The 14,020-nt window shown below is 64.0% G+C and carries 14 protein-coding genes; 7 read left to right on the top strand and 7 right to left on the bottom strand.

Translation table 11 applies throughout. From position 1 onward, the window contains the following. Nucleotides 1-107: 107 nt before the first annotated feature. Both LB536_RS11835 and LB536_RS11830 read left to right on the top strand, forming a co-directional pair. A complete protein-coding gene (locus LB536_RS11835; RefSeq protein ID WP_224592234.1) occupies nucleotides 108-1,577 on the top strand; it encodes an esterase-like activity of phytase family protein in 1,470 nt (489 codons plus the stop codon). Between the two features lie 242 nt (nucleotides 1,578-1,819). Further along, complete coding sequence (locus LB536_RS11830) at nucleotides 1,820-3,280, top strand: MATE family efflux transporter (protein WP_224592232.1); 1,461 nt, start codon at nucleotides 1,820-1,822, stop codon at nucleotides 3,278-3,280. Nucleotides 3,281-3,304: 24 nt separating this feature from the next. On the opposite strand, the gene LB536_RS11825 is transcribed toward LB536_RS11830, so the two are convergent. After that, nucleotides 3,305-4,510, bottom strand: coding sequence for an MFS transporter (locus LB536_RS11825; protein WP_224592231.1), 1,206 nt, complete (start codon nucleotides 4,508-4,510; stop codon nucleotides 3,305-3,307). A gap of 316 nt (nucleotides 4,511-4,826) precedes the next feature. On the opposite strand from LB536_RS11825, the gene LB536_RS11820 reads away from it, so the two are divergent. Further along, nucleotides 4,827-5,402 (top strand): TMEM175 family protein, encoded by a 576-nt coding sequence (locus LB536_RS11820; protein ID WP_224592228.1) that lies wholly within the window; start codon nucleotides 4,827-4,829, stop codon nucleotides 5,400-5,402. A gap of 2 nt (nucleotides 5,403-5,404) precedes the next feature. Here the strand turns inward: LB536_RS11820 and LB536_RS11815 are convergent, their stop codons facing one another. Continuing rightward, the gene (locus LB536_RS11815; protein ID WP_224592226.1) at nucleotides 5,405-5,686 is read right to left on the bottom strand and encodes a hypothetical protein; all 282 of its coding nucleotides are present in this window, start codon (nucleotides 5,684-5,686) and stop codon (nucleotides 5,405-5,407) included. Between the two features lie 134 nt (nucleotides 5,687-5,820). Here LB536_RS11815 and LB536_RS11810 point away from each other — a divergent pair, with 134 nt between their 5' ends. After that, nucleotides 5,821-6,687, top strand: a complete 867-nt coding sequence (locus tag LB536_RS11810) for an SDR family NAD(P)-dependent oxidoreductase (protein WP_224592224.1) — start codon at nucleotides 5,821-5,823, stop codon at nucleotides 6,685-6,687. Nucleotides 6,688-6,690: 3 nt separating this feature from the next. On the opposite strand, the gene LB536_RS11805 is transcribed toward LB536_RS11810, so the two are convergent. The 3 genes from LB536_RS11805 to LB536_RS11795 form a co-directional block, all read right to left on the bottom strand. Continuing rightward, nucleotides 6,691-7,119, bottom strand: coding sequence for a low affinity iron permease family protein (locus LB536_RS11805; protein ID WP_224592492.1), 429 nt, complete (start codon nucleotides 7,117-7,119; stop codon nucleotides 6,691-6,693). A 321-nt stretch (nucleotides 7,120-7,440) separates the two neighbouring features. After that, on the bottom strand, nucleotides 7,441-8,082 hold the full coding sequence (locus LB536_RS11800; protein WP_140758139.1) for a DapH/DapD/GlmU-related protein: 642 nt from the start codon (nucleotides 8,080-8,082) through the stop codon (nucleotides 7,441-7,443). An 84-nt stretch (nucleotides 8,083-8,166) separates the two neighbouring features. Beyond that, nucleotides 8,167-8,685 (bottom strand): CreA family protein, encoded by a 519-nt coding sequence (locus tag LB536_RS11795; protein ID WP_140758140.1) that lies wholly within the window; start codon nucleotides 8,683-8,685, stop codon nucleotides 8,167-8,169. A gap of 199 nt (nucleotides 8,686-8,884) precedes the next feature. Between LB536_RS11795 and LB536_RS11790 the strand changes: the two genes are divergently transcribed. The 3 genes from LB536_RS11790 to LB536_RS11780 all read left to right on the top strand — a co-directional run bounded on the left by LB536_RS11790 (nucleotide 8,885) and on the right by LB536_RS11780 (nucleotide 12,646). Further along, nucleotides 8,885-9,463: an SCO family protein gene (locus tag LB536_RS11790; RefSeq protein WP_140758141.1), complete on the top strand. Its 579-nt coding sequence runs from the start codon at nucleotides 8,885-8,887 to the stop codon at nucleotides 9,461-9,463. 10 nt (nucleotides 9,464-9,473) lie between these two features. After that, nucleotides 9,474-10,346: a 50S ribosomal protein L11 methyltransferase gene (locus LB536_RS11785; RefSeq protein WP_224592221.1), complete on the top strand. Its 873-nt coding sequence runs from the start codon at nucleotides 9,474-9,476 to the stop codon at nucleotides 10,344-10,346. A gap of 455 nt (nucleotides 10,347-10,801) precedes the next feature. Beyond that, complete coding sequence (locus LB536_RS11780) at nucleotides 10,802-12,646, top strand: aminopeptidase P family protein (protein ID WP_224592218.1); 1,845 nt, start codon at nucleotides 10,802-10,804, stop codon at nucleotides 12,644-12,646. A 231-nt stretch (nucleotides 12,647-12,877) separates the two neighbouring features. Here LB536_RS11780 and LB536_RS11775 read toward each other — a convergent pair whose 3' ends face one another. Further along, complete coding sequence (locus LB536_RS11775; protein WP_224592213.1) at nucleotides 12,878-13,174, bottom strand: AzlD family protein; 297 nt, start codon at nucleotides 13,172-13,174, stop codon at nucleotides 12,878-12,880. Further along, the gene (locus LB536_RS11770) at nucleotides 13,171-13,899 is read right to left on the bottom strand and encodes an AzlC family ABC transporter permease (protein ID WP_224592211.1); all 729 of its coding nucleotides are present in this window, start codon (nucleotides 13,897-13,899) and stop codon (nucleotides 13,171-13,173) included. The genes LB536_RS11775 and LB536_RS11770 overlap by 4 nt, the downstream gene beginning before the upstream one ends. Nucleotides 13,900-14,020 lie beyond the last annotated feature (121 nt).

The following is a 14,020-nucleotide window of genomic DNA, read 5'->3' as shown; positions in this document are numbered from 1 at the left end:
CCTTAGATCGGTTTCGGGGAGGCACGCGCGGCATCGTCGATGCGGCACCTCTTTTCGTTTTTGTCCTTCGGCCGCTCCGGCACGCTTCGTCACAAAGAGGATTGTCCATGAAACACCTGCACCGAACCGCCTCGCTCGGCGTCGCGCTGGTCTTGTTCACCGCCCTCACCCCGGCGCTTGCCGACGGCGTGGCTTACGTCAACAAGGGCCTGGTTGGCGTCGGCCGCATCCCCGCCGACCAGCGCGACAAGTTCGGCGAGACCTTTGGCTCCGCCTCAGGCATGGCGATCGACACATCAGGCTGGACGCATGAAGCGGGTACCTACAAGGGGTCGCTCTGGCTCCTGCCCGACCGTGGCTACAACGTCGGCGGCACCACCGACTACCGGCCGCGCCTCAACGCCATCGGCATCGAATTCACGCCTGTCGCGCCGGACGCCGCTCCCGCCGCCGGCCAGGAGCAGGCGGGCGTCAAGGCGACGCTTGCCGACACGATACTGCTCACCGATGACAAGGGCGTCGATGCCACCGGCCTCGATCCATTGTCGGATGTACGCCCGGCCACCAGCGACATGCCGATGCTGCCCGTCGCCACCAACGGCAAGCTCGCTCTCGACAACGAGGCCATCGCGCGGCTGCCCGACGGTTCGATGTTCATCTCCGACGAGTACGGCCCCAACATCTACAGGTTCTCCGCGCAAGGCCGGCTGATGTCGGCGACCCAGCCGCCGGCAGCCCTCGTGCCGATGCGCAAGGGAGCGCCGAATTTCTCCTCCGACAACCCCGGCCCCGGTGCCGCCGATCCAGATCCGAAGGATCCCGAGACCGGCCGCCAGAACAACCAGGGCCTCGAAGGCATGGCGATGACGCCGGACGGCAAGTTCCTGATCGCCGTGCTGCAGTCGGCGCCGAGGCAGGACGGCGGCGATTCCCCAGCGACGCGGCAGAACACCCGGGCGCTGGTCTACGATGCCTCCGACCTCGCCCATCTGAAGCTCGCGCATGAGTATGTCGTGCCGCTGCCGGTGTTCAGGGATGCCAAGGGCAAGACCAAGGTCGCCGCGCAGAGCGAGATCATGGCGCTTTCCGACACGGCCTTCCTGATGCTGGCCCGCGACAGCGGCAACGGCCAGGGCCTGAAGAAGGGTGACGCTTCGCTCTACCGCCAGATCAACATCGTCGACGTGTCCGGCGCGACCGACATCGCGGGCGGCCCCTTCGACGCGGCCGACAAGCCGGTGGCGCCCAAGGGCGTGCTTGATCCCTCGGTGACGCCGGCCAAGCTGACGCCGTTCATCGACATAAACGACGCCGCGCAGCTTGGCCGCTTCGGCCTGCACAATGGTGGGGCGAAGGACCGCAACGAGCTTTCGGAAAAATGGGAAGCGATGTCGGTTGCCAGCGTCCTCGACCCGAAGCAGCCCGACGACTATTTCCTGTTCGTCGCCAACGACAATGACTTCCTCGCCCAGGACGGATTCCAGGTCGGCGCGCCCTACAAGGCCGATGACGGCGCCGATGTCGACACCATGTTCCTGGTCTATCAGGTCACGCTGCCCGGCCTCGGCAAGAAGTAACGATCACTGCACAAGCGGGCGCGCCTGGCGCGTCCGCCTGAGCAGGTCGTGAAGACTCACTTCAAGAACTCGGCGTCCTTCGGCACGCCCGCATCGATCGGTTCGGCCGTCCTGCTCGATGACCTTGCCGGCAGCCGACACCGCGCACGAAGCTCCCCGCCCCCGCATCGACCTGTTCGGTTGAATCATGCGATCATCGCGCACCGGACTCGAGATAGGCCTTATCGCCCATGGACGAAAAAATGCCCGCGCGTCGGCGCACCGGCGACCTGACCAGCGGCCCGATCCCACGCACGCTGCTGCTCTTCGCCTTGCCGGTGCTCGGCTCCAACGTGCTGCAATCGCTGAACGGCTCGGTCAATGCCGTCTGGGTGGGCCGCTTCCTCGGCGACTCGGCGCTGACCGCGACATCCAACGCCAATCTCGTTCTGTTCCTGATCCTCGGCACTGTGTTCGGCATCGGCATGGCGGCCACCATTCTGGTGGCGCAGTCGGTCGGCGCCCGCGACCTGCCCGAGGCGCGCCGCATCGTCGGCACCAGCGCCACTTTCTTCTTCCTCGTTTCGGTGGTCTTCGCGGTCTGCGGCTGGATCTGGGTCGATGCCATCCTGGGCGCACTTGGCACGCCGGCCGACGCCTTGGCGCTCGCGCACTCCTACCTGCGCATCATCTTCGTCGCCGTGCCGATGATGAACCTTCTGTCCTTCGTCATGACCGTGCTGCGCGGCGCCGGCGATTCACGCACGCCCTTCATCTTCATGGCACTGGCGGTCGTTCTCGACATCGCGCTCAATCCCTTGCTCATCCGCGGCATCGGCCCGTTTCCCGAACTCGGCATCGCCGGTTCCGCCACCTCGACGCTGATCGGTCAGACCGTCAGTGTCATCGCCATCCTCGTCGTGCTCTACACGCGCAAGCATCCGTTGCGGCTGGCCGGCGCCAATCTCGTCCTGCTGCGCCCGGATCCGGCGCTGCTGCGCATCGTCGTCTTCAAGGGGGTGCCGATGGGTCTGCAGATGATCGTCATCTCGGCGGCGGCACTGACGGTGATGGGCATCGTCAATTCGTACGGTTCGCAGGTCGCCGCCGCCTACGGCATCGCCGCGCAGCTCTGGACCTACATCCAGATGCCGGCGCTCGCGATCGGCGCCGCGGTCTCTTCCATGGCGGCCCAGAATGTCGGTGCCGGCCGCTGGGACCGGATCGGCCGCGTTGCCGCTTCCGGCGTCGGCTTCAACCTCGTCCTGACCGGCGCTCTCGTCGCGCTGCTATGGGTCTTCGACCGCTCGATCCTGAGCTTGTTCCTGAGCAGTGACAGCGCAGCGATCGACATTGCCGCCCACATCAACACGGTCGCGTCCTGGTCGTTCATCCTGTTCGGCATCACCATCGTGCTGTTCGCCACCGTGCGCGCCACGGGGGCCGTGATGCCGCCGCTGATCATCCTGGTGATCTCGGTGCTCATCGTGCGCACCGGCTTTGCCTATTATATGCGCGGCGTGATCGGCGAAGAGGCGCTGTGGTGGAGTTTCCCGGCCGGTTCGATCGCCTCGCTGGCCCTGGCCGCGGCCTACTACCGCTTCGGCGGCTGGCGCACCTTGCACATGATCGAGAACAGGCCAGCGGCCGGAGAACCGCCCGACACCGGGCTCGGCGTGCCGCGCCAGCGCGCGAACATGGCACCTCAGACGCCGAACGGCTGAAGCACGCATGCTGGCGCGGCTGTCTCAGCGCCTTTGTCTGAGCCCGAAGGCGAGCGCCACCAGCGCGAACACGATGATCATGGCCGCGAAGGCCAGGCTCGCGGCGACAGGGCTTGCATAGGTCGACACGACGCCGATGCCGATGACAGGCAAGGCGTTGCCGACAAAGCAGCAGACGAAGAAGCTGGATACGACCTCGGCACGGCGGTCCTGCGGCGCGATCTCGTTCACCACCTGCAGGCCGCCTCGGTAGCCGAGTGCGGCCACGACACCGCAGCAGGCCGTCGCCACGATCATCAGCGCCATCGAGGCCAGAATCTGCGCCGCCACCACCAGCAGCACGCTCGGGATCATCAAGGCCAGGGCGGCCAGCATCGCCTTGCTGCTCTGCACGCGCATCAGCACCACGATGCTGGCCGCCGCGACGATCGCCAGTTCAAAGAACAGTGCGCCGGCAACGGCATGGTTCGTTTCGTGCAGCTGCTGCGCCAGGATGCTCGGCGCCACCGCGGCATAGAAGCCGACCAACGCCATCGCGCCGAAACCGGTCACCGCCGGCGCGACGAAGCGGGTGCGTATCTTCTGGGGTACGGAGAGGCGCGGCCGCATCGAAATCCGCCCGAGGCCACCCGGCTTGGCCACCGTTTCACGGGTGCGCCAGACCAGGACCGCCACCACCGCGAGCACCATGAGATAGATGATGAAGACCAGCCGCAGCGGCCAGGGCTCGTATTGAGCCAACAGGCCCGATATCAACGACCCGAAACCGAGACCGAGAAAGTTGGTGCCTGTAGTGATGACGCTGGCACGCGCTTTGTCGGGGGCGGGGAGAAGCTCGGCAATCCAGGCGGTCCCCGTCCCCGCGCCGATGCCGATGCCAAGTCCGCTCAGGATGCGCGCCACGTCGAGCGAGACGACATTCCCGGCGAACAGGAAGATAAGCGCGCTGACAATGGCCACGATCATCGCCGCCAGCGCTGCGGGTCGGCGTCCGACCACATCCGACACGCCACCGAACACCAGCAAGGCGCCGAGATTGCCGACAACATAGACCGCGTAGATCAGCGTCAAGGTGATCTGCGAAAAGCCGAATTGCTGCTTGTAGATGATATAGAGGGGCGTCAGCGCCGTGCTGCCGGCAAACAGCACCGCGATCATCGCCGCGACAGTCGGGATCGCGAGGACGTTGCCGGCCTCGTTCTGAGTTTGCGCCAAATCACGAAAGGCCATCGCCAACCTCGTCACCAGTTTCAGGGATCGCGAGGTTAACGCACCCTTACCGCCGGCGTTCCAGTGAACGTCCAGGCTCCTGACACCACGGTGGGCCTTGCCCGATCAGGCAAGCCGATGATCTCACAATTGCGGATCGGGGCCAGCGGCCCCGATCCATCACGGCATCCCTTGTGCCGTATCAAATGCAATCAGTCCTACTTGCAGGAAACCGGGCCTATTGTTGAGGAATTTTCCTCGCACTGTTTATCGGCGCCCCAACATCCGCTAACGATTTACTATCTTTCAGCAATTCATCGCGGACCGGGTTTTGATCATGGGCAAAGGCAGGGTCGAGGCATTCACCGACGGCGTGGTGGCGATCATCATCACCATCATGGTGCTGGAGTTGAAGGTACCGGAAGGCGAGGATTTTTCGGCGCTGCTGCCGCAGTGGCCGATCTTCCTATGCTACGTGCTCTCCTTCATCAATGTCGGCCTCTACTGGAACAATCTGCACAACATGTTCCACACGGTGCAGCGTGTCGACGGCCGCGTGCTGTGGGCGAACCTGCATCTGTTGTTCTGGCTGTCCCTGATGCCGGTGACGACCGCCTTCATGGGCGAGAACCATTTCGCCACGGTTCCCGTCGCGGTCTACGGTTTCGACCTTGCAATGTGTGCGACCGCCTACTTCATCCTGGTCATTGCGCTGCATCGGCTGCATGGGCCGGATACCGCATTCGCCAAGGCCATCGGCCGCGACCGCAAGGGAAGGATTTCGCTTGCCATCTACATAGCGGCCGTTGGGCTGACCTTCCTCGACCGGTGGATCGGCGTCGCACTCTATGTTGCCGTCGCCCTGGTCTGGCTGGTGCCGGACACGCGCTTTGCACGGGTCCTGGAGAAGTAATTCTATTTACGCATCGCCTTCAGCTTCTCCGCCACCGAAGCAGCTAGATCGGCATAGCGCTCTTCCAGCCGCTCCGCCGACTTGATGATCGAGAAATCATGGCCGAACTTCTCCAGAGCCATGCGCAGTTTCTCGACGAATTCCGCTTGCTTTTCCAATTCGGAGAACAAGGTTTTCACCTGAGCTTCGCTGATGTCCGGGTTGGCCAGCATCTGCGGCACCTCGCGCCCCATCTGGTCGCCGGTGGCGGTCTGCTCCTTCAGAATTGCAACCCAATCCGTCAATCGGAAATCTCCCTTTTGGCGTCGCAGCATGCGCAGCCACGACCGGAGTGGTCAACCCGACAAGCCTGACGGAGGCTTGCACAAGCCCGTTCCGGCGCTAAGTTCGGCGCCATCGAAAAAGGAAGCCATCGCAGATGATCCCCGACGCCGAGATCCAGACCGCCCTGCCAGCGCTTGGCCAAGGCAATACCGTCGTCATCACCGGCGCCGCCAGCGGCATTGGCCTTGCGGCGGCCAAACGGCTGGCGCTGATGGGCATGAAGATCGTGCTCGCCGACATTGGCGGCCCGCGCCTCGACGATGCCTCGCGGGCCGTTGCCGCGATCGCCGGCGAAGACGCCGTGCTTGCCGTTGCATCGGACGTGTCGAAGGCCGATGAGGTCGATCGTTTGGCCGACCGGGCATTCGGCGCCTTCGGCGAGGTCTCGCTGCTGATGAACAATGCCGGCATCGGCGACAACCCGGGAAAACCCTGGGAAAACCGCGACGGCTGGAAACGGCTGCTCGATATCAATTTCTGGGGCGTCGTGCATGGCGTAGAAGCCTTCGCGCCACGCATGCTGGCGTCAGCCAAGCCAGGCCTGATCGTCAACACCGGCTCCAAGCAAGGCATCACCACGCCGCCTGGCAACCTCGCCTACAACGTTTCCAAGGCTGGCGTGAAGACCTTTACCGAGGGCCTGGCGCATGCGCTGCGCAACGAGCCCGGCGCCCGCCTGTCGGCGCATCTGCTCATCCCCGGCTTCACCTATACCGGCCTGACCGAAGGCGCGACGGAAAAGCCCGCCAGCGCCTGGACCGGTGAGCAGGTCATTGATTTCATGCTGGAATCGCTGGTCAGGGGTGACTTCTACATCCTGTGTCCCGACAATGAGGTGGCGCGGCCACTGGACGAAAAGCGCATGGCCTGGGCGATCGGCGACATCATCGAAAACCGTCCTGCTCTGTCGCGCTGGCATCCCGACCACAAGGATGCATTCGCGGCGTTCATGAAAGACTGAGCCTCAAGCCGCGCTCTTTTTCGCGCCCCGCTTCTGGGCAACCGCCTTCTTGGCCGCTATGGTCGCGACTTTCTCGTCATGCCGCTTCGCCGCCCGCTCGCATTTGGCGCGGATCTCCTGGACCTCGGCTTCAGTCAGGTGCTCGATGCCGATGAAGGTGTTTTTGGCCGCGCCGACCCGTATCAGCTCGTCGAGCTTGGCCTGGATCGCCGCGCCGTCGCGATTCTGAGTGTTTTGAATGAGAAACACCATCAGGAAGGTGATGATGGTCGTGCCGGTGTTGATCACCAGTTGCCAGGTGTCCGAGAAGGCGAAGAGTGGCCCGCTTACTCCCCAGACGACGACGATCAGGCAGCAGACTGCGAATGTCGGCGACAGGCCAGCAAGGTGAGCTACCCGGTTGGCGATTTTGGTGAAAAGCTTCTCGATCATGGGCTCCCTCAAAACAGCGCCGCGCCGTTCGGTACGCCGGAAGAAACAACCGGCAGCCATTCGGGTTCCCGCGCGCAAAAAATACAACCGATGCAATTAAATGCACGCGGCGCGCGCATTCGGCACAAAACACACCTTATCGGTTCAATGTCATGGTAGCCGCGCAGGCAAGAGCCTGTTCCTTCCGCTTCACGGCGGTTTACCTCCAGCCCCTTCCGCCGCGCCATCCCCGCATGGCGGAAGGGGTTTCATTTCACAGAGCGCCAAGAATAGTTCCCTGCACGGCCGTGACGGCAGGTCCAAACCGTTCTCTGCGGGAGATTAAACGGCGTCGTTTTCCCAGCGGTCGAGGAAGGCCTCGATCGGCATTGCCTGCATGTCGGGAACCGCTTTGGCGAGTTTCTCGACCGGCCAGTCCCACCAGGCGAGAGCCTCGATCCGGGCCGCGACGGCCACGGGGAAGCGCGGCCTGATCGGTTTGGCCGGCACGCCGGCGACGATCGTGTAGGACGGCACGTCACGCGTCACCACCGCATTGGCGCCAATGACCGCGCCGTTGCCGATGGCGATGCCAGGCAAGATGACCGCGCCGTGGCCGATCCAGACATCATGGCCGATGGTCACGGCCTTCGACCGCCGCCGCTCGCGGAACGCGGCATCGACGCCCAGCCAGCGGAAATACTCGTTCGGCCGATAGCTGACCTTGTGCTGGGTCAGCCGCTCGATCGGATGCTCCAGCGCATTGATGCGGCTGTTGGCGGCGATGGAGCAGAATTTGCCGATCGTCGTATAGATCGCCTCGGCATGGCGTTCGAAATAGGAGAAATCGCCGACGATGACCTCGCGCAGCACGACGCGTTCGCCGATCGCGGCATAGCGGCCAAGCTTGCAGCCCTTCATCTCCGCGGTAGGATGGATACGCGGCTCGGGGTCTTTCGCAACGAGATCTTCGGAACGGTCCATGCCGGCGGCTTTACGTCAGGACGATTGGTCCCGCAAGCGGGGCCAATCGTCCGTCGGAACAGGACCAGGAGGAGTCCGACCCGCCTATTTCGGCGTGGCTTTGCTCCACACCACGTTCTGGCCGTAGAGCGGCACCGTCGTAACCGACATCTTGGCCGAGCCGTTCTGCACCTGGCGCGAGTGCGACAGATAAATCAGCGTCTCGCTCTTCTTGTCGTAGATGCGGTTCACCACCTGCTTCTTCCAGATCAGGCTGAGGCCTTGCTTGAACACCTCCTCGCCGCTCTCGCTCATGTCGATGTCGCCGATGGTGATCGGCCCGGTCTGACGGCACGAGATCGAGGAATCGCTGGGATCCTCGAACCAATTGCCCTTGTGCAGGCGGTCGATGATGCTTCGGTCGAAATAGGCGACATGGCAGGTCACACCATCCACCTTCGGGTCCTTGATCGCGTCGATGATGATGTCGTTGCCGACCCAGTCGACGCCGACCTTGCCGACTTCCTCGGCAACGGCGCTACCGGCGCCAAGCACGATAAATGCCGCCAACGCGCCGCCGATCAGTTTCCGCCCAGTCAGTTCGAGCCCAATCAGTTCGAGCAAAGAAGCCTCCTCGGTTCGAGTTGCCGGTCTCAGGTGGGGCGAACTGTTCGGCTTTGCAAGCAGATGCGTCAACACCACAGCCGGTTGCGTCAACGCGGCATCTTTGCGTGTACCCCGTCGAACCGCTAAGACTGTGGCCGAACAAGAGGCGCACCGTTTTGGCCGGCGCGTCCCATGACATTACAGACGGACATTTCTGATGATGCGTTCTATCCTGGTCGGCATTCTCGTTCTGATGGCTGCCGGCATCGGCTGGCTGACCTTCGACTGGTATCGCGGCCACTATGGCGGCGAGCCTTTCGGCGCGGCGTTCACCCTGGTCGACCAGAAAGGCGCACCGATCACCGAGGCCGCTTTCCGGGGACAGCCCAGCGTCGTTTTCTTCGGCTTCACCCATTGCCCCGAAGTCTGCCCGACCACGCTGTTCGAACTCGCCGGCTGGCTGAAGACGCTCGGCGATAACGGCAAGAACCTGCATGCCTATTTCGTCTCGGTCGACCCGGAGCGTGACACACCGCAGGTCATGAACGCCTATGTCAGCAATTTCTCCGACCGCATCACCGGCATCACCGGCGACCCGGACAAGGTCCATGCCATGGCCAAGGCGTTCGGCATCTACTGGAAGAAGGTCGATACCGGCGACGGTGATTACACCATGGACCACACCGCCTCGGTGCTGCTGCTCAACGCCAAGGGCGACTTTGCCGGCACGATCGCCTATGGCGAGAGCGCCGACACCGCCGTCGAGAAGCTGAAGCGCCTCGCCGCGAACGGCTGACAAAATTCACATGACCCAGACGCGGCTCCACTTCACCACCGGAAAGATCGAGGCGGAGCGCATCTTCGCGGCACTCGAAACGGCCTTCGAGGATGAAGGCCTGCCGATCGCCGTGCTGGAGGTCGACGAAGACGCCGACATCCACGAGGTCTCGCTCTACGCCGATGGCGACGTCGACGCCGTCGAGGCGCGGCTGAAGGACATTCTCGCCGGCCTCGTTTTGTCGAGACCGCTCGAGCGCGAGGCGCTGCCCGACATCGACTGGGTGGCACGTTCGCTGGAAGGCCTGAAGCCTGTGCGCGCCGGCCGTTTCTTCGTCCATGGCGCGCATGACAGCAGGAAGCGCCACAGCGGCGAACTGGCCATAGAGATCGAGGCGGGTCTTGCCTTCGGCACCGGCCATCACGGCACCACCGCCGGATGCCTCGAAATGCTGGAGAAAGTCGTGCGGCGCGAGCGTCCGCGCAACGCGCTCGACCTCGGCACCGGCAGCGCGGTGCTGGCGATCGCCGTCGCCAAGCTGGCGCATATTCCGGTTCTGGCCACCGACATCGATCCGGTGGCGGTCAAGGTCGCCGCCGCCAATGCGCGGCTGAACCACGTCAAAGGCCTGATCGAGACGGTGACAGCGCCGGGCTTTCATCACCCGATCTTCGCCAGGCGCTCCCCCTTCGACCTCATCGTCGCCAACATATTGGCGCGGCCGCTGATGCGGCTGGCGCCGCAAATGGCGGGCCACATCACGCTTGGCGGTTCGATCGTGCTGTCTGGGATTCTCGATCGCCAGCGCGACGCGGTCATCTCGGCCTATGTCGGCCAGAATTTCCGCCACGTCAGTACCTTGCATCGCGAGGGCTGGGTGACGATCCACCTCAAACATTGACGTTGCGCGGCAGCGTTATCTTGTTCCGACCTAAATCGGGCAAAGCGACGGAGTTGGACATGCGGTCACAGTCGACAGCTTCTCGCGCTTCACAAGTTTCGGCCGTTCATATGTCCTCTTCATGAAAACCCCCGTTGTCCCTCAAGTGACAAGTTTGCCTTGCGCCGGCAAAGACAGTCAACCGGCGACTAAATTAGGGTGAACTTAACCCACAGGTGTTGCCGATTGGCTATGGACATGAGCGCTTCTGACGTCGAGAAAATGACTTCTAGCACCAGCTTGGCACGGAATCCGACCTCGGTCAGATCGTCCGCTCGCCTCAGCCTTCCGGCATGGCTGGACCAAGCGCGATCGGTTGTCAGCCGGGCGACGCTGTAGCAGTTTGCGCCGGCTGGAAATCGATTCCGATTTACAGCCCCATAGGTTACGGTCGCGCGAATACCAGGAGACCCACCATGTTCCAGTCCTTCGATTCCGCGGGCGACCCGGCGGTCGGCAAGCCGCGCGTGGCGCTGCTGCGCCAATGGCTCGGCGACAATGGCCTCGATGGCTTCATCGTTCCGCGCGCCGACGAACACCAGGGCGAATATGTCGCCGATCGTTCGGCCCGGCTGAAATGGTTGACTGGCTTCAGCGGCTCGGCCGGCGTCGCCGTCGTGCTGCGCGACCGCGCCTTCGTCTTCGTCGACGGGCGCTACACGCTGCAGGTGCGGGGCGAAGTCGACCTCGGCATCTTCTCGATCGAGAGCCTGGTCGACAACCCGCCCGCTGTCTGGCTCAGGGATAACATCGGCAAAGGGGCGCGGCTGGGTTTCGATCCCTGGCTGCACACGATCGGCGAGGTCAAGGCGCTGCAGGCCTCCGCCGACAAGAACGGCGCGGTGCTCGTGCCGCTCGACAGGAACCCGATCGACATCATCTGGAAGGATCAGCCCGCCGCACCCGTGACCCCGGTCGAGCTGCATCCGATCGGCTTTGCCGGCGAGATCGCCAAGGACAAGCTGGCGCGGCTGGCAACGGCAATCGGCAAGGACGGCGCCACCCATGCCGTGCTGACCGACCCCTCCTCGATCGCCTGGGCCTTCAACATTCGTGGCGGCGACGTGCCGCACACGCCGCTGGCGCTCGGCTTCGCCATCCTCGCCGCCGACGGATCGCACCAGCTGTTCATGGATCGGCGCAAGTTCTCGCGTCAGGTCGCGGCCTACCTCACCCAGCTTGCCGATCCGCATGAGCCCGGCGAATTCGAAGCCGCGATCGTGGCGCTTGCGAAAAGCGGCGCGAAAATCGCGCTCGATCCGGTGCTGGCGGCCGACCGGCTGCGCATGCTGGTCGAGGACAATGGCGGCACGGTGATTGCCGCGCCCGATCCTGCCCGCATCCCGCGCGCCACCAAAAACCCTGCCGAGATCAACGGCTCGCGCGCCGCGCATCGCCGCGACGGCGCGGCGGTGGCGAAGCTTTTGTGCTGGCTGGAGCGCCAGAAACCCGGCTCCCTCGACGAGATCGCGGTTGTCACCAGGCTCGAAGAGACGCGCCGGCAGACCGGCGAGGAAACCCAGATGCCGCTGCGCGACGTCTCTTTCGACACCATTTCCGGCGCCGGGCCGAACGGCGCCATCATGCATTACCGCGTCTCGCGCGCCACCAGCCGCAAGCTGCAGGCCGGCGAACTGTTCCTGCTCGATTCCGGCGCGCAATACCAGGACGGCACGACAGACATCACCCGCACCGTGCCGATCGGCCAGCCGACCGAAGAGATGCGCGAACGCTACACGCTGGTGCTGAAAGGCATGATCGGCATTTCGACGCTGCGCTTCCCCGCCGGCACACGCGGCTCGGAAATCGATGCGGTTGCCCGCATGGCGTTGTGGAAGCATGGCTGCGACTTCGCCCATGGCACAGGCCACGGCGTCGGCTCGTATCTGGCCGTGCATGAGGGTCCGCAGCGCATCGCCCGCACCGGCACCGAAAAGCTGCTCGAAGGCATGATGCTGTCGAATGAGCCCGGCTACTACAAGGAAGGCGCCTACGGCATCCGCATCGAGAACCTCATCCTGGTGACGCCGGCCGAACAGATCGAGGGCGGCGACATCGCCATGCACGGTTTCGAGACGCTGACGCTGGCGCCGATCGACGTCAGGCTGGTGCGCACCGACTTGCTGACGCGTGACGAACTGCACTGGCTCGACACCTACCACGCCCGCGTGATGGCCGAGATCGGACCGATGCTCGACGGCGAAACGCTGGCCTGGCTGGAAAAGGCGACGGCACCGCTGCCGCACGACGCGAAGATTTGAGGCGGTCGATATTCAGCTTGCAAGGCTGGCGCTGCCCCTCATCTGCCTGCCGGCATCTTCTCCCCGTATAGTGACGGGGAGAAGGGGCTGGCTGCAGCCTCCCCGTTCTTTCCTGAAACGTTGATGATTGGCGAAACCGTCGATGACAGCATCCTTCTCCCCGTCACTATACGGGGAGAAGTGCCCGGCAGGGCGATGAGGGGCGGCGCTGACGATTCAAACCGATCGCGCCTACCCCGCGAACTGCCGCGCCAGGATCAGAACCGCAGCGCCTGCCAGAAACATCGCCATCAGCCCGCCGCGCAGCGAAACCGCGGCCGTGACCACCAGAGCCACCCACTCCGCCGGTCCTGCATTCAGCAGTTCCGGCGCCACCAGCGTCGTCAGCACCGCAGCCGGCACGGCATTGAGGCCGGCTTCCACGCGCGGATGGATGTTCTCGAAGCGGGAGATGACCAGATGCCCGCCGATGCGCGTGAGATAGGTGGCGATCGCGCCGGCGATGATGATCCAGAATGTGGTGCTCATGGCCTTGTCTCCACGCCGCTGTGGTGCGGCGGCAGGATGACGGCGAGCAGCACGCCGGCAACGGCGCCGATCGACACGTGCCAGGGCGAGCCCACCGCCTTGTAGGCGACGATCGAGGCGCAGGCACTGGCGACGACCACCGGCAGCCACAGCGGCCGCTTGCGGAACCCCATCACGAGGCCGAGGAAATAGATCGGCAGCAGGAAATCGATGCCCAGCGCATGGGTGTCGGGGATGAGCTTGCCGAACAGCGCGCCGAGCCCGCTTTCAACGATCCAGAACAGATAGACCGGCAGGCCAAGCCCCAGATACCAGGCGAAGCCCACGGTCTGACCGGATTGCGCCCGTGCCTCGGCGACCGCGAATTGCGGATCGGTGAGGATGAAATAGCCGAGTGCCTGCTGAATGACGGGCCAGTGCGCGATGCGCCGGCCGATGCCGGCGGAATAGAGCACATGGCGGAAATTGACGGCGAAGATCGACAACACGACCAACCACGGCGCGACATGCTGGCCGAACAGCTGGATGCCGACCATCTGGCTGGCGCCACCATAGACCAGCGCGCTCATCAGGAAGGCTTCGAGGACCGAGAAGCCGTTGTCGACGGCGAGCGCGCCGAACAGCACCGCGAACGGCGCCGATGCCACCACGACCGGGATGGAGAGCCGCACGCCCTGCCAGAAGTCGCTTTTGCCGCCGCTCTCTGAAATCACGTCCGTCGCCATCGGCCACTCCTGATGCATGTCGCCCAAAACTGAGTAGCGGTTTTGGGACAACGACATGCACGACAACAAAGGGAGTGGCGGTATTTAGGTGGCATGGTTTGCCGTGTCACACGAATTCGGT

Origin of the sequence: Mesorhizobium sp. ES1-3 (assembly GCF_020164795.1) — a bacterium.
Taxonomy (GTDB): domain Bacteria; phylum Pseudomonadota; class Alphaproteobacteria; order Rhizobiales; family Rhizobiaceae; genus Mesorhizobium.
This window is presented reverse-complemented; position numbering and strand designations above follow the sequence as displayed.